This is a genomic window from Novosphingobium sp. UBA1939 (assembly GCF_002336885.1).
In the GTDB taxonomy this organism is placed as follows: domain Bacteria; phylum Pseudomonadota; class Alphaproteobacteria; order Sphingomonadales; family Sphingomonadaceae; genus Novosphingobium.
The window spans coordinates 1-14,510 of sequence record NZ_DDFB01000119.1 but is presented as its reverse complement, the minus strand read 5'-3'; the positions used below and the strand labels follow the sequence as shown (position 1 = coordinate 14,510).

At 65.0% G+C, this 14,510-nt stretch carries 19 protein-coding genes, 1 tRNA gene and 1 pseudogene; 8 read left to right on the top strand and 13 right to left on the bottom strand.

Features of this window, described 5'->3' with window-relative positions; genetic code table 11:
- Positions 1–63: 63 nt before the first annotated feature.
- The 3 genes from B3547_RS15805 to B3547_RS15795 are packed head-to-tail and all read right to left on the bottom strand — an operon-like array spanning position 64 to position 1,925.
- Positions 64–672 carry a TetR/AcrR family transcriptional regulator gene (locus B3547_RS15805; protein ID WP_125956059.1) on the bottom strand — a complete coding sequence of 203 codons (609 nt, stop codon included), beginning with the start codon at positions 670–672 and terminating at the stop codon, positions 64–66.
- A 23-nt stretch (positions 673–695) separates the two neighbouring features.
- Positions 696–1,484 (bottom strand): SDR family NAD(P)-dependent oxidoreductase, encoded by a 789-nt coding sequence (locus B3547_RS15800; protein WP_292964593.1) that lies wholly within the window; start codon positions 1,482–1,484, stop codon positions 696–698.
- Between the two features lie 12 nt (positions 1,485–1,496).
- On the bottom strand, positions 1,497–1,925 hold the full coding sequence (locus B3547_RS15795) for a tautomerase family protein (protein ID WP_124810537.1): 429 nt from the start codon (positions 1,923–1,925) through the stop codon (positions 1,497–1,499).
- A gap of 78 nt (positions 1,926–2,003) precedes the next feature.
- On the opposite strand from B3547_RS15795, the gene B3547_RS15790 reads away from it, so the two are divergent.
- Positions 2,004–3,002, top strand: a complete 999-nt coding sequence (locus B3547_RS15790) for an alpha/beta fold hydrolase (protein ID WP_292964591.1) — start codon at positions 2,004–2,006, stop codon at positions 3,000–3,002.
- A complete protein-coding gene (locus B3547_RS15785) occupies positions 2,999–3,130 on the top strand; it encodes a hypothetical protein (protein WP_292964589.1) in 132 nt (43 codons plus the stop codon). Before B3547_RS15790 ends, B3547_RS15785 begins: the two co-directional genes overlap by 4 nt.
- A gap of 18 nt (positions 3,131–3,148) precedes the next feature.
- Here the strand turns inward: B3547_RS15785 and B3547_RS15780 are convergent, their stop codons facing one another.
- The 6 genes and pseudogenes from B3547_RS15780 to B3547_RS15755 form a co-directional block, all read right to left on the bottom strand.
- Complete coding sequence (locus B3547_RS15780; protein ID WP_292964587.1) at positions 3,149–3,676, bottom strand: winged helix-turn-helix transcriptional regulator; 528 nt, start codon at positions 3,674–3,676, stop codon at positions 3,149–3,151.
- Between the two features lie 19 nt (positions 3,677–3,695).
- A complete protein-coding gene (locus B3547_RS15775; RefSeq protein ID WP_292964585.1) occupies positions 3,696–4,301 on the bottom strand; it encodes a 2-hydroxychromene-2-carboxylate isomerase in 606 nt (201 codons plus the stop codon).
- The gene (locus B3547_RS15770; protein ID WP_223806746.1) at positions 4,301–5,050 is read right to left on the bottom strand and encodes an SDR family NAD(P)-dependent oxidoreductase; all 750 of its coding nucleotides are present in this window, start codon (positions 5,048–5,050) and stop codon (positions 4,301–4,303) included. Before B3547_RS15770 ends, B3547_RS15775 begins: the two co-directional genes overlap by 1 nt.
- Before the next feature lie 44 nt (positions 5,051–5,094).
- A complete protein-coding gene (locus B3547_RS15765) occupies positions 5,095–5,790 on the bottom strand; it encodes an SDR family NAD(P)-dependent oxidoreductase (RefSeq protein ID WP_292964582.1) in 696 nt (231 codons plus the stop codon).
- A complete protein-coding gene (locus B3547_RS15760; protein ID WP_292964580.1) occupies positions 5,787–6,368 on the bottom strand; it encodes a 2-hydroxychromene-2-carboxylate isomerase in 582 nt (193 codons plus the stop codon). The genes B3547_RS15765 and B3547_RS15760 overlap by 4 nt, the downstream gene beginning before the upstream one ends.
- Positions 6,369–6,757: 389 nt before the next feature.
- Positions 6,758–6,870: pseudogene (locus tag B3547_RS15755) on the bottom strand (transposase); the annotation flags it as partial.
- Positions 6,871–6,922: 52 nt separating this feature from the next.
- Between B3547_RS15755 and B3547_RS15750 the strand changes: the two are divergent.
- Together B3547_RS15750 and B3547_RS15745 are read left to right on the top strand one after the other, a co-directional pair.
- On the top strand, positions 6,923–7,270 hold the full coding sequence (locus tag B3547_RS15750) for a hypothetical protein (protein ID WP_124810543.1): 348 nt from the start codon (positions 6,923–6,925) through the stop codon (positions 7,268–7,270).
- A 58-nt stretch (positions 7,271–7,328) separates the two neighbouring features.
- Positions 7,329–7,589 (top strand): hypothetical protein, encoded by a 261-nt coding sequence (locus B3547_RS15745; RefSeq protein WP_124810544.1) that lies wholly within the window; start codon positions 7,329–7,331, stop codon positions 7,587–7,589.
- Between the two features lie 178 nt (positions 7,590–7,767).
- Here B3547_RS15745 and B3547_RS15740 read toward each other — a convergent pair.
- The 3 genes from B3547_RS15740 to B3547_RS15730 form a co-directional block, all read right to left on the bottom strand.
- Positions 7,768–7,842 (bottom strand) — tRNA-Gln (locus B3547_RS15740).
- Positions 7,843–7,931: 89 nt separating this feature from the next.
- Positions 7,932–8,798 carry a glutathione-dependent disulfide-bond oxidoreductase gene (gene yghU / locus B3547_RS15735; RefSeq protein ID WP_292964577.1) on the bottom strand — a complete coding sequence of 289 codons (867 nt, stop codon included), beginning with the start codon at positions 8,796–8,798 and terminating at the stop codon, positions 7,932–7,934.
- Positions 8,799–8,968: 170 nt separating this feature from the next.
- Positions 8,969–9,637 (bottom strand): HAD-IA family hydrolase, encoded by a 669-nt coding sequence (locus B3547_RS15730; RefSeq protein WP_292964575.1) that lies wholly within the window; start codon positions 9,635–9,637, stop codon positions 8,969–8,971.
- Between the two features lie 60 nt (positions 9,638–9,697).
- On the opposite strand from B3547_RS15730, the gene glmU reads away from it, so the two are divergent.
- The 4 genes from glmU (at position 9,698) to glmS (ending at position 13,576) form a co-directional block, all read left to right on the top strand.
- Complete coding sequence (gene glmU / locus B3547_RS15725; RefSeq protein WP_292964573.1) at positions 9,698–11,080, top strand: bifunctional UDP-N-acetylglucosamine diphosphorylase/glucosamine-1-phosphate N-acetyltransferase GlmU; 1,383 nt, start codon at positions 9,698–9,700, stop codon at positions 11,078–11,080.
- 83 nt (positions 11,081–11,163) lie between these two features.
- Positions 11,164–11,418 (top strand): CopG family transcriptional regulator, encoded by a 255-nt coding sequence (locus B3547_RS15720; RefSeq protein WP_125956034.1) that lies wholly within the window; start codon positions 11,164–11,166, stop codon positions 11,416–11,418.
- Positions 11,419–11,421: 3 nt separating this feature from the next.
- Complete coding sequence (locus tag B3547_RS22070; RefSeq protein WP_414690567.1) at positions 11,422–11,787, top strand: hypothetical protein; 366 nt, start codon at positions 11,422–11,424, stop codon at positions 11,785–11,787.
- Positions 11,753–13,576 (top strand): glutamine--fructose-6-phosphate transaminase (isomerizing), encoded by a 1,824-nt coding sequence (glmS, locus tag B3547_RS15715; RefSeq protein WP_292964571.1) that lies wholly within the window; start codon positions 11,753–11,755, stop codon positions 13,574–13,576. Before B3547_RS22070 ends, glmS begins: the two co-directional genes overlap by 35 nt.
- Before the next feature lie 159 nt (positions 13,577–13,735).
- Here glmS and B3547_RS15710 read toward each other — a convergent pair whose 3' ends face one another.
- Positions 13,736–14,329: a response regulator transcription factor gene (locus tag B3547_RS15710; RefSeq protein WP_292964569.1), complete on the bottom strand. Its 594-nt coding sequence runs from the start codon at positions 14,327–14,329 to the stop codon at positions 13,736–13,738.
- Positions 14,330–14,510 lie beyond the last annotated feature (181 nt).

Genomic DNA, 14,510 nt, shown 5'->3' with positions numbered 1-14,510 from the left:
TGCCCGAACGATGGCGCAGCAGGCGCAGCAGGCGCAGCAGGCGCAGCAGGCGCAGCAGGCGCGTCAGGCAGCCGGGGAACGCCAAGGCGCCGAAGCGATGCGCAGGGCGGCCTCGCAGCCCGCCTTGGCCAGCCGGGCGGCAATCTCCGGGTCGGTCTCTATGCGCATGAGTTGCAAGGTGCCGAGCATGGCCCCGAAAACAACGCTGGCCCGCTCGCTACGCTCGTCGGCATCGCCACCCGCGGGCAGGTTCTCCGCGATCAGGCGGACCAACCCGAGGTTCCGGGGGGTAAGGCGGTGGCGCGTCGCCTCGCTTTCCCGGGCGATTTCGGGGCCAAGCGCGGAGATGGCGCAGCCCAGCCCCATATGGTCACGATGGATCGGGCGCAGATACCTCCGCACGATCGTCTCGAGCTTCTTGTCATCCGGGCAATCGGCAACCGCTTTCTCGAAGTAGGCGTGCGTCGACGCGCTGGCATATTCCAGTGTCTCGGCAACCAGTTCCGCCCGCGATCCGAAATGGGAGTAGAAACCGCCATGGGTGAGGCCGGCGTCGGCCATCAGCGGGCGTACACCCACCGCCGCGATTCCTTCGCGGCGGAATCGCTCCGCGGCGTGTTTGAGGATCGCCTCGCGCGTGGCGCGCTTATGGTCCTCGCTGTATTTTGCCACGTTTACTCCACCTTCCTGAAATTCTAGCCGCCCTTATAGCGTTCGGCGACCTGCCCGCCGAGCACGTCCTTGAAGAACGCCTGGCGCGAGGCTTCGATCGCGTCCCAGATCGCGGGCGAGCCAAGGCTGGGGATGGTCACTTTCTCGCCCTGTTCCAGCCCGCTGAGCGCGGCATCGACTAGCTCTTCGGCGGAAAGGTAGGCGGTGTCAGGGAAGACGGAATCGCTGAGGCCCTGCGACGTGAAGAACTCGGTGCGGATCGGCCCCGGCAGGACGGCCTGGATGCGGATGTCGCTATCGGCGTACTCCATTTGCAGGGACCGCGTGAAGTTCAGCACGAAGGCTTTCGAGCCGCTGTAGGACGCCCCTCCTGCGGAAGGGCCAAAGGCGATGACCGAGGCGATGTTCACGAGCGTGCCGGTACCCGCCTTGCGGAACCCCGCAAGCGCGGCGATGGACAGGCGGGTGAGCGCGATGACGTTGAGGCGGATCAGCGCTTCCTGCGCGTCGGCTCCGGTGGTGGCCGTGGGGCCAAGGCCGCCCGCGCCGGCGTTGTTCACCAGCATGGCCACGGGCTCCTCTTCGAGGCGGCGTTCGAGCCGGGCGAGATCGGCCGGATCGGCGAGATCCCCTATCCAGCGTTGGACGCTGATGCCGAATTCGGCTTCCAGCCTTGCGCCAAGGTCGGCGAGCCGATCGGCGCGGCGCGCCACCAGCAGCAGGTCATAGCCCTGCGCGGCAAGCCGCTGGGCGTAAACGGCGCCGATGCCCGATGAGGCTCCGGTGATGACGGCGGTCTTCCTGTCGGACATGGGCGTGCTCCGTCAGTCGTGCGTGCGCGGGGAAGGGCGGTTTTCGGCGCGCCACCTTTTTTCGTCTTCGGTATCGGCGCGCGGCGGAAAATAGCCGTTGATGGACCAGTAGTCGAACGGCGTTTCGTCGATGTGGAACTCCCAGTCGAAGCCCCGGTCCTCGACATAGGGTTTGAGCAGCGTGTTGACGCGATCGATGAAACGGCGGCTGATCTCGATGCTGGGGAAAGAGCGCGCGATGTGTTCCATGACGATCCGCACGAACCGGTCGGCGGGCTTGCCGGCCACGTAGAAATTGCGGGCGTCAATCGGCTGGAACACGATCCCCACGTAAAAGCGCGGCATGACAGTGCCGTAAAGGTCGGTGATCTTCTCCGCAAGCTCGGCCTTGTCGCTGTCCGAATAGGCATCGGCGGGATGATAGATTGTCCAGAGCGGCATGGGTCTCTCCTGTCAGGCACCATTGGATTACACTTGTCATGATAAGGTTGCCGGATTACATGTCAATTGTAATGTTAAATGGAGCGGTCGATGGAAGCGCTGAATGAAACGGGTCGGAAAGTGTCTGGAGCCGTCGGGCGCCGAGCGGTGCTAGGCCTGGGTGGTGCTGCGATCGTGGCCGCCGGCGCCGTGTTACCATCGGCCGCCCTGCCGCGATCCGCGGGCATGCGCCACGGGGATGCGCCGACACGTTTCGTCGAGGCCAACGGCGTGCGCTATGCCTATCGCCGCTTTGGTGCCGCGCAGGGTGTGCCGCTGGTCTTTCTGCAGCATTTTACCGGTGGGCTCGACCATTGGGATCCGGCGGTGACCGACGGATTGGGGCGCGGCCGCCCGGTAATCCTGTTCGACAACGCCGGTGTGGGCCTTTCGGGCGGCGCCGTCCCGCCGACCATCGAAGACATGGCCGGCCACGTGGCGGCCTTTGCCGACGCGCTCGGTCTCCAGCGTTTCGATCTTCTCGGCTTCTCGATGGGCGGGATGGTCGCCCAGGCCTATGCCAAGCAACACAGCGATCGCCTGCGCCGGCTCATTCTCGTCGGCACGGGACCGCGCGGCGGCGACCCGACGCCCTACCAGGCCGAGGTTGCAAAACATGCGCGCGGCAACGGCAACCTCGACGATTTCCTGTTTCTGTTTTTCGGACGGTCGGAGGCGGCGGTCGCTGCGGGCAAGGCATTCTGGGATCGTCGCCACCAGCGTACTACCGACCTCGACGCGCCGATAAGGCCGGAATCCATCGCGGCGCAAGTTGCGGCAGCGCGCGACTGGGCATTACCGAAGGGCGAACGGTTTGCCGACCTGAAGGCGATCGCGGTGCCCACGCTCGTCGTGAACGGGTCCGAAGACGTGATGATCCCCACGATCAACAGCTTCTACCTGCAACAGCACACTCCCGGCGCCCAACTCATCCTCTATCCCGACGCGGGGCATGCCTCGCACTTCCAGTACCCCTCGCTTTTCGTGGAACACGCCGGCCTGTTTCTTGATTCTCCGCCGCCGGGCAGCTTGGCATGACGCGGTGGCAAATGGACCGGCAGCGCCTTGCGGTGCTGTGGCAGCACTTTCTGGCGTTTGGTCGCGTGACCGAAGCGATCGACATGGAGGCGGCCGAGCAACGGCGCCGGCGGCAACCTTGGGCCTGATTCGGGCCGCGTGCCGGATCAGGCGCGCTTGCGCTTGCGCGTACCCGCTGGCGGCGCGGAAATGCTCGCGGAGACAAACGGAATATTGTGCGGGTGTGGTGCGCCGGGGCCGGGATAGACACGGACCTGTCGCGGATCGAGCGGTTCGCCGCATTCGGAACAGGCCAGAACGGGATCGCATTCCGAACCGCACAGGGCATGGACGTGCACCAGCGGGCGGCCCGCCTTGTCCGAAAGATGTTCGTCCCCCCAATGCACCAGCGACATCAGGATCGGATAGAGGTCCAGCCCCTTGGGCGTGAGGCGGTATTCGTGGCGCGGCGGGTCCTGCTGATAGGCAACTTTGGTCAGGATCGAGCTGTCGGTGAGCTTCTTGAGCCGTTCGGCAAGGATGCCGCGGCTAATCCCCAGCCGTTCCTGGAAATCGTCGAACCGCCGCACCCTGAGGAAGCATTCGCGCAGGATCAACAGCGTCCAGCGATCCCCGATTACCGACATGGTTCGGGCTAGCGAGCAGGCCTCCTCATCCAGTTCGTTCCACCGCATTTCTCGCTCCGTCCGGACCCTATGCGAGGGCGGCCCTGACCGCCTCGTCGAGTCGGTCCTTGCCAAAATAGATGGCGTCATCAACAAAAAAGGTCGGTGCGCCAAAGGCACCGCGCGCCACCGCGCGGTCGGTATTGGCGATGAGGCCGCCCTTGACCTCGGGGGCCTGGCTTCGGGCCGCGATTTCTCCGGCCGGAAGGCCGGCCGCATCGAGCGCGCGGGCGAACACCTCCGGATCGTCCATCTTGAGGCCATCACGCCACATCGCGTGATAGACCGTCTCGACGTAAGGCGTGAACAGGCCCAGGTGCTGCGCCGCGATGGCTCCGCGCATGAGAGTGAGGGTGTTCACCGGAAAATGCGGGTTCATGCGATAATCTGCGATGCCATGACGGGCGCAGAAGCGATCGATCTCCAGACGATCGTAAGCCAATTTGGCCGGGATATGCGCGAAGGCGGTGGCCGGCGACTGGTTGTTGGTCGCCTTGAAGATGCCCCCCAGAAGAACGGGCACATACTCGAAGACGACCGGCTGCCTGCTTTCGATCTGCGGGATGACGCGGTGGACGAGGTAGGCGTTGGGAGATCCGAAATCGAACAGGAACGCGATGGCTTTGCCCGTCATTACCAGGTTTCTCCATAGGGGCGGATTTCCTGCTCGAAGGTCCAGGCGGTCCGCGGCTGGTTGAAAAGATCCCAATAGGCGTCGGCGATCGCGTCGGGCGGCATCAGCCGGTCCGGATCGAGCGTCTCGAGCGCGTCGGGGCCTTCGCGCTTGGCGATGAGGTCTCGCACGAAGGCGGTATCGACGCCGGCGTCGATGATCAGGTGGGCGACGTGAATCTTCTGGGGCCACAGTTCGCGCGCCATGGACTGCGCCACCGCGCGCAGGCCGAACTTTGCGGAGGCGAAGGCGGCAAAGCCCTTACCGCCGCGCAGGCCGGCGGTGGCGCCGGTGAAGAATATCTTGCCGCGCTGCCGGGGCAGCATGATCCGCGCGGCCTCGCGCCCCGTGACGAACCCGGAAAAGCAGGCCATTTCCCAGACCTTGCGAAACACCCGGTCGGTGGTTTCGAGTATCGGGAAATTGACGTTCGCGCCGATGTTGAAGACCACGAGTTCGAGCGGTGCCGCGGCTTCGGCCTCGGCCAGAAAGGCCGTGACGTCCTCGGGAATGCGGGCGTCCAGCCCGCGCGCCGCGATGCGGCCGCCCTCGGCCTCTATCTCGTCGACGAGCGGCTGGAGTTTGTCGCCGTTGCGGCGCCCGGCCTGCACGAGATAGCCTGCCCGTGCGAAACGTTTCGCAATGGCGCCGCCGATATAGTCGCCGGCACCGACGATGGCGACCGAGGCCTGTTTGGGTTCGATGATCACGCCGTTCCTTTCGCTTGTGCCACTGCGGGGGAAGCCTGCCCGCGCTACCAGACTTCGCCCGCCGGCCTGATTTCCGTGCGGAACGACCAAGCGCTTTTGGGCTGGTGCGCGACATGGAAGGCTTCCGCCGCGATGTCGGCCGGCTGGATGAAGAAGTCGTCCGGCTTGTCGGGGAAACGCTGCCGCGTCCACGGCACGTCGATCACCGCGTCTATCACAAGATAGGCGACATGGATGCCCTTGGGGCCGAGCTGGCGCGCGATCGACTCCGCAAGAATGCGCTGCGCCGCCTTGGTCGGGGCGAAACCTGCGAACAGGGCCTTGCCGCGCTCGGCGGACGTGTTGCCGGTGACAATGATCGATCCGCCTTCGGCTTCCATGTGCGGCACGGCCCATCGCGCGATATGGTAGAGCGCCATGACATTGATCCTGAAATTGGCTTCGAGCACCGAGGGATCGACATCCAGGAAATTCCCGAACGCGCCGCCCACCGCGTTATGTACGACCGCCTTGACCGGGCCGCCGGCGGCGGCCGCCTGGTCGAGCGCGGCATGGAGCGCGTCGGGATCGCCAACGTCGCAGGGAAGGGCGAAACTGTCCGGAACCTCGCGCGCCAGCGTATCGAGACGGCCGACGTCGCGGGCCAGCATGGCAACGCGGTAGCCGCCTTCCGCATAGCGCCGCACCAGCGCGGCCCCGGTGCCCGGACCTACGCCGGTGATGATGGCAAGTGGTTTCATGGCTGGGCCTCCAATGCGGCTGCGACAAATTCGAGACGATCGTTGCCGAAGAACTGCTGTTCGCCGACGAAAAAGGTTGGCGCCCCGAAGATGCCCCGTTCGGCGGCTTCGGCGTTGACGGCGGCCAGCTCGGCTGCGGCTTCGGTGCTGCCAAGATCGCCGAGCGCAGCCACGTCGATGGCGGCGCCTTCGAGAATGGACGCAATATCGCCTTCGCTCGCGATCGGGACTTGCGACGCCCAGACCGCCTTGAACAGCGCGCTGGCAGCGGTTGCCGCCAGTCCCTTTCGCCGCGCGGCAAGCATGGCGTGCAGCATGGCGCGGGTATCCATGTTTGCCATCCCCGGATTGGGGGCAATCGGCACCTGGTAATGCATCGCCCAGCGCCGCAGGTCCTGCTGGAGATACCGGCGCTTTGCCTGGCAGGTGACGCTGGTCGGCACGTTACCGACCTTGCCCATCACGTCGAGGACGTCGAACGGCCGGTAATCGATTTCGGCATCCAGGAGCGGCAGCCGCGTGAGCGCGAGATAGGAGTAGGGGCTACGGAAATCGAAGTGAAATTCAAGGCTCCGCATGGCTGGAAATCCTCCCGCAAGTGTCCGCGCCTTTCGCGGATTCGCACTCTTTGTTAGTTCGAAAATAGAACTCACTCAACCAAAAGCTATCGGCGGGCCGCGCTCTGGTAGCTTTCGCGGTTTCGTTACGAGGGCTGCTTCCGTCTTCGGATCAGACATTCAGAGCCTATGATCGGGCGTCGAAACCGGGCGTTGGCTTATGCGGCGGGCGCACCAGCCTTTGCAACGTTCCCTGCGCTTTCCACGTAGTTCTTAGACGCTGGCCCAGGCGGCCAAGGGGCACCCAACCGTCATCATCATCGAACCGGGCGTTTACCTCACGGATCGGCGGCACGGCTGCTCTCGGCGCCTGCTTGGACGTCGCAGGGCGTAAATCGGCGCGAGCGGCTTCGCCATCGGTTGCAGCGATGGTAGCAGGTGGGTGCACGGCCCATAGCTCGGGCAGGTCGCGCCACCGAGGCCCGGAACGCAGCACCCAGAAGATGCTATTCAACACGCTCCGACAACTGCCGCCTGCATTGCCGCCACCCATTGCACCGTGTACGGGCTGGAGCATGGCCAGAGCTGATAGACTGGAACGGCTTGATAACCGTCGTGCCGAACTCGAGGCGGACTACGCGAAGGCGCTGATCGAGGCCCTGCGCGTCACCGCCGCAGGCCAATGGGGCCTGTTCGGGCACAATGCGGATCGCATATCGCGTAATGCCGCGACGCCGTTTGTCGACAATCTGCTCGAAACAGGCAAGGCGATCGACCAGATGCGAGAGCAACTGGCCATGTCGCCGTTCGATCTGCACCAGGAGTTCCTGGCATCGCGCGGCCCGGTCAAACCGGACGCAGTCGGCGAGCCCAAGCAGGCGCAAGCTTGGCTCGACCGGCTCGGCGAGGCCAGGCAAGCGTGACGGCAACCCCTGATCGCGCCGCGCCTCAAAGCGGCCAGCCTGCACGCGAGACTGGTTCGTGGCCAGAAAACGCCGTTATCTGACTGCCACCATGCCTGACGGCTATGTGAAGACCATCGGGCCGACGACCGACAGTTTCACGCATTACTGGCGGATTGTGGCGACACTGGCGAACGGCAAGACGGAAGTCTTCTGGGGGCACACCCGTTCGCTCACAGAAGCGCGCCGCAAACGCCTTGCTCTCGCGGAAGCGGCGAAAATGCGAGGCTGGAGGGAATTTGCCTTCGAAATCGTCGAGCTCGTTGAAACGTCGGCTTAGTCCGCGCTGTTTCTGGAAATTGCAGATCGCCAAGCCGGCGGGAAGGATCGCTTTCAAGGTCGACCTCGAGGCCGCGCAAGGAAGCTGTCAATCCGAAAACACTTTCAACTCGGCTGCCAGGCGATTGGCCCGATGTGCCGGGACCCACCGGGATCAAGTCGAATCACGAAGACTCGACTGGCTGGGGCGGCAGGATTCGAACCTGCGAATGCCGGTACCAAAAACCGGTGCCTTACCACTTGGCGACGCCCCAGCGGGTCGCGCGCTTATAGCGGGGCGTTTGCGTAAGGGAAGGGGGTGCGTGAACTTCTTCGCGCGCCCCTCTTCCAGGCGATCGTCGGGTCAGAAACCCTTGACGATACCCCGCAGTTTTTCGGGCGGCAGCGTGTCGAAATCGCTGGCGTCGTGCCGTTCGGCCAGCCCCTTGGCCGAATTGACCAGACGGCCGCGCAGCACGCCGGGGCGCGCGTCGATCTCGCCCACCCAGCGGCCGACGTGCTCGTATTCGTGCATCGACAGGAACGTCGCCGCCTCGCCATAGGCTTCGCCGCGATAGAGGTTGCCGAACCATGTATAGGTGGCGATGTCGGCGATGGTGTAGTCGTCACCCGCCAGGAAGCGTGTCTTGGCAAGCTGGCGGTTCGCCACGTCGAACAGGCGCTTGGTTTCCATCGCGTAGCGGTTGATCGCGTATTCGATCTTGAACGGCGCGTAGTTGTAGAAGTGGCCGAAGCCGCCGCCGATGAACGGGGCGGAACCGACCTGCCAGAACAGCCAGGAAAGCGTTTCGGCGCGTTCCTTGCCCGACGTGGGCAGCAGCACGCCGAACTTTTCGGCCAGGTGCATCAGGATCGCGCCGGATTCGAACACGCGGAACGGCTCCGGGCCACTGCGGTCGACAAGCGCGGGAATCTTGGAGTTGGGGTTGATATCGACGAAGCCGGAGGAGAACTGGTCGCTTTCGAAGATCTTGATCAGCCAGGCATCGTATTCGGCTTCGCTGAAGCCCAGCGCCAGCAGTTCCTCCAGCATGATCGCGGCCTTCTGGCCATTGGGCGTGCCCAGCGAATAGAGCTGGAAGGGATGCTTGCCGACCGGGAGATCCTTGTCATGCGTCGGGCCGGCGATCGGTCGGTTCACGCTGGCGAAGGCGCCGCCGTTCTCCTTGTCCCAGGCCCAGACTTTCGGCGGAACGTATTCTTCAGACATCACCGGCTCCTTCGCGGATATTGTTAGGCGTGCTATCATTTGCCCTGCGCCAGCCCCGTCCGCAAGCGCGGATGCACGGAGGGCGTTCAGGTTGCCGTTGAATATGGCGGCGCGGCCACACCAGACCCGAAAGTCCGATGTTTGTGGTTGTGGCACTGAAACGAGAACTTTCAGAGACGTTCGAGCGCGGGCACCAGCTCGTCGAAATGCCCGATCACCGCATCGGCGCCCAGTTCGTGCGGCGGCAGGTCGTGATAGCCGAAGCCGACCGCGACCACGGGAATCCCCGCTGCGCGCGCCGCGCCGATGTCGAACGTGGTATCCCCCACGAAAGCGGCGCGGCCGCCGCCGCAGCGTTCGACCATGGCATGCAGCATGTCCGGCGCGGGCTTGGCGCTTCCGGGGCCGAGCGTGTCACCGCCGATCACCGTGGCGAAGCGGTCCAGCAGGCCAAGTTCCTCGAACAGCCTGACCGCCATCGTCTCCTTCTTGTTGGTGGCCACGGCGATCCGGACGCCGCGCGCATCCAGCGCGTCCAGCATCGCCGCGCCGCCGGGGAACAGGCGCGAATGGCGGGCGATATTCTCGGCGTAGAAGGCATAGAGCTGGTCCTGCAAGGCGGGCAGGGCCGCTTCGTCCACCCCGCCGCTGGCGGCGAGCGCGCCGCGCAGCATCTGGCCCGCGCCGCCACCGACGAAGCGGCGCACCTCTTCCACCGGAATGGTCGGCCGCCCCGCGATGGCAAGCGTATGGTTGAGCGCTTGGCCGAGATCGCCCAGCGTATCCAGCAGCGTGCCGTCCAGATCGAAGCCGACGATGTCGAAGGGAAATGGTGCCATGGGCAGGGCACGTGGCGGACCGTTCTGGAAAGCGCAAGCATTTGCTGGCAATGACCCGGTATGACCGAACCGAATCCTGCCGCCGCCGCTTCCTCTCCCCTTGCCATCATCGTCCTTGCCGCCGGCAAGGGCACCCGCATGAAAAGCGATCTGCACAAGGTGCTGCACCCCATCGCCGGCCGGCCGATGCTGCTGCACCTGCTTGCCAGTGCCGATGCGCTGGCGCCGGAACGTTGCGTCGTCGTGGCGGGGCATGGGCGCGAACAGCTGGAGCAGGCGCTGGGCGAGCGCGCGGCCATCGCCGTGCAGGACCCGCAGCTTGGCACCGCCCACGCCGTGCAGCAGGCGGAAGCGGCGCTCTCCGGCTTTTCCGGTGACGTGCTGATCCTCTACGGCGACGTGCCTTTCGTCAGCGCGGAAACCATGCGTGAGATGATCGACCGACTGCATGGGGGCGATGCGCCGGCCGTGGTCGTGCTGGGCTTCGAGCCGGCCGACACGCTTCAGTACGGACGCGTGATCGCGCAGGACGGGCGCATCGTGAAGATGGTCGAGCACAAGGATGCGAGCGAGGCGGAGCGCGCCTGTCGCGTGTGCAATTCGGGCCTGATGGCGGTGCGCGCGGCGGACCTGTTCGGCCTGCTCGCGCGCGTGGGCAATGATAACGCGCAGGGCGAATACTACCTGCCCGATATCGTCAACATCGCCATCGCCGATGGCCGCGCCTGTTCGGTGGTGGTGACCGCCGATGCGGACGAGGTGGCCGGCATCAATAGCCGGGGTGAACTGGCCGAGGCCGAGGCGCGCTGGCAGCAGCGCCGCCGCGCGCGGGCGATGGCCGATGGCGCCACGCTGGTCGCGCCGGAAACGGTATGGTTCGCGTGGGACACCGCGATCGGCCGCGACGTGACGATCGAGCCGAACGTGTGGTTCGGCCCCGGTGTGACGGTGGCGGACAAGGTGGTAATCCATGGCTTCAGCCATCTCGAAGGCGCGACCGTGGGGGAAGGGGCGCAGATCGGTCCATTCGCGCGCCTGCGCCCCGGCGCGAATCTCGCCCGGAAGGTCAAGGTTGGCAATTTCGTCGAGGTGAAGAACGCCAATCTGGCCGAAGGGGCCAAGGCCAATCATCTGACCTACCTGGGCGATGCCGACGTGGGGGCGGGGGCCAACATCGGCGCGGGCACGATCACCTGCAATTACGATGGCTATTTCAAGTATCGCACGGTGATCGGCGAACGCGCCTTCATTGGCTCCAATTCGGCGCTGATCGCGCCGGTCAAGATCGGCGCGGACGCGATCGTGGCCGCCGGCAGCGCGGTCAGCCGCGATGTTGCCGCCGGGGAACTGCGCATGGTACGCGCGGAACAACTGATCAAGCCCGGCTGGGCCGATCGCTTCCACGATGCGATGAAGAAGAAAAAGGCCGAGAAGAAGGGCTGAGCGGTGCTTCCCGGACGGATTGCGTCGGGAATGGCAGGAAATTCGGTTGCCATGATATCATGATATGATATCGGTATATCACGATGACTCGCATTCTCGCCGATCTTCCCGATGAAGATATCCAGTGGCTCGATGCCCGCGCGGCCGAAGAGGGCAAGTCGCGCGCCTCGGTGCTGCGCGAGGCGGTGGCGAGCTTCAAGGCGCAGAACCGCGCATCGCGCCGCAGCGACTGGATCGCACGGGGCGCGGGGTACTGGAAGGATCGTGCCGATATCGGTGATGCTGTGGAATACCAGCGCGCGATCCGCGACGATCGCACGCCCTACGACCAGGTGTGATCCGTGGCCGATCCGTTTTTCGATACCAACATTCTGGTCGACTGGCTGAAGGATCGTCCGCAAGCCGTGGCCGAGCTTTCGCGCTACAAGCGGCACCGGATCAGTCGGATCGTCTGGGCCGAAATTCTCGCCGGCGAACCGCTCGAACAGCGCGATACCGTGCAGCAGATCATCGCNNATCCGCCATCGCAGCCGCATGAAGTTGCTCGACGCGCTCATCCTTGCGACCGCGCAAGTCAATGGCGCTATTCTCGTGACACGAAATACCAAGGATTTTCCGGCCAACATGCCGGGCATCCGCGTTCCTTACACCCTCTGTTGAAAGTCGCGTCCCATGTGCGGAATTATCGGAATCGTCGGGAAGGATGAAGTTGCGGACCGGCTTGTCGATGGCCTGCGGCGGATGGAATATCGCGGCTATGACAGCGCCGGTGTCTGCACGGTGCATGACGGGCAGCTCGTCCGCCGCCGCGCGGAAGGCAAGCTCAACAACCTGGTGGTCGAACTGGCGCGCAATCCGGCTCCGGGCTTGATCGGGATCGCGCACACCCGCTGGGCCACGCACGGCGCGCCGACCACCAGCAACGCGCACCCCCACGCCACGGGGGAAGTGGCGCTGGTCCACAACGGCATCATCGAGAACTTCCGCCCGTTGCGCGAGGCGCTGATCGCGCGTGGGCGCCGGTTTGAAAGCGAGACCGACACCGAAGTGGTCGCGCATCTGGTGTCCGAACAGGTCGAGGCGGGGGCTTCGCCGCAGGACGCGGTCCGGGCGGTGTTGCCACAACTGCGCGGCGCGTTCGCGCTGGCCATCGCCTTCCGCCAGCACCCGGAAATGCTCATCGGCGCGCGGCTCGGTTCGCCGCTGGTCGTGGGCTACGGCGATGGCGAAACCTATCTGGGTTCCGATGCGCTGGCGCTTGCGCCGCTGACGCAGAAGGTATCCTACCTCGAAGAAGGCGATTGGGTGATCATCACGCGCGATGGTGCGCAGGTGTTCGACGTCGACAACAACCCGGTGAAGCGCGCGATCGTCGCCTCCGGAGCGACGGCGGCCGCGATCGAGAAGGGCAACTACCGCCACTTCATGCAGAAGGAGATCTTCGAGCAGCCGATCGTCGTCGCCCAGACGTTGCGCAGCTACCTGCGCCGCGTGGACCAGACCGTCGCGCTGCCGCAGATCGATTTCGACCTGTCGAAGATCAACCGCGTGACCATCGTCGCCTGCGGCACCAGCTACTACGCTGGCATGGTCGCGAAGTACTGGTTCGAACGCTTCGCGCGCCTGCCCGTGGACATCGATGTCGCTTCGGAATTCCGCTATCGCGATCCGGTGCTGGAGCCGGGCGGCCTGGCGCTGTTCATTTCGCAATCGGGCGAGACGGCCGATACGCTGGCTGCGCTGCGCCACTGCAAGGCGGCCGGGCAGACCATCGCGGTGGTGGTCAACGTGCCGACGAGTTCGATGGCGCGCGAGGCGGACCTGCTGCTGCCGACCCACGCCGGTCCGGAGATCGGCGTCGCCTCGACCAAGGCGTTCTCGTGCCAGCTTGCCGTGCTGGCGGCGCTGGCAGCGCATCTTGCGGCCAAGCGCGGGATGATCGACCGGGCCGAGGAAGCCGATATCGTCAACCAGCTGGCGGAAGCGCCGGCCGCGCTCAACGCCGCGCTGAGCCACGACGAGGAAATCGCGGCGATGGCGCCGCTGATCGCGCCGGCGCGCGACGTGCTCTATCTGGGGCGCGGCCCGGACTATCCACTGGCGATGGAAGGCGCGCTGAAACTCAAGGAAATCAGCTATATCCACGCCGAAGGCTATGCTTCGGGCGAGATGAAGCACGGCCCGATCGCGCTGATCGACGAAGCGGTGCCGGTGATCGTCCTCGCCCCCAGCGGGCCGCTGTTCGAGAAGACCGTCAGCAACATGCAGGAAGTGCGGGCGCGGGGCGGCAAGATCGTGCTGATATCCGATGCCGATGGACTGGCCGAAGCGGGCGAGGGCTGCCTCGCCACGATCGAGATGCCGCGTGTCCATCCGCTGATCGCGCCGCTCGTCTATGCGGTGCCGGTGCAATTGCTGGCCTATCATGTCGCGGTGGCCAAGGGCACCGATGTCGACCAGCCGCGCAATCTCGCGAAGAGCGTTACCGTCGAGTAGGATCGAGCTCCCCCGCCGCTCGGTCAACAGGTTGCGCCATGATGCAGCAGGACATCGTGCCGCTTGCGGTAGCCATGGACCTTGGCGCTGCCCGCGCGCCAAAGCGATCGCGATGCTCGGCAATGAACGCATAGAGCGCGTCCCGTTGCCTGCGAGCACTCAGAGACCGAGGAGATCGATTTTCCGCACCATGTCCGCGACGGAGATCGACTTGAGTTTCTTGCCGGCGCTCGATCGATGCATTTTAACGGTGACCTCGGTTATGCCGAGCTCATAGGCGATCTGCTTGTTCAGGAGGCCTCGCGCGACGCCCTTCAGCACGTCGATTTCTCGCGTTGTGAGTTCTTGCGCGAGCTGGCGGACCCAGTCGCGCTCACGCTGCGCGCTGCGGCGCTCGCCGTCACGGCGAAGCGCATCCGTGACCGCATCAAGAAGCTCCTGCTCGCGGAACGGCTTTGACAGGAAGTCCAGCGCGCCTGCCTTCATGGCGCGAACCGACGTGGGAACATCGGCATGGCCCGTGATGAAGATGATCGGGATGTCGACGCCCTGGCTCGCCAGCTGCGCCTGCAGTTCGAGACCACTGGAGCCCGGCAGTCGGAGGTCGAGGACGAGGCAGGTCGGGCCGTCGGGCAGCGTGCCGCCCAACATCTCGTTGGTGCTGCCGTATGCAGTCGTCTGCATGCCGACCGACCCGAACAAATCCGTCAGACTGTCCCTGATATCCTGATCGTCGTCCACGATCAGGATCATGGGCTCCTGAGAGGCGCTGCTGGGGGCGGCCGTTCCTGCTTCATTCAACAATGCGGCCTCCCGTCTGAACGTGCCCGAGGATGTCGGTTCGCAGCACGGAATGCCATCTAAGTGGCGGAGGCGCGAGGATACTTCGGTATGGGGGCGCGATTTCTGGTATCCATCCGGTGAAGGCCGCAGG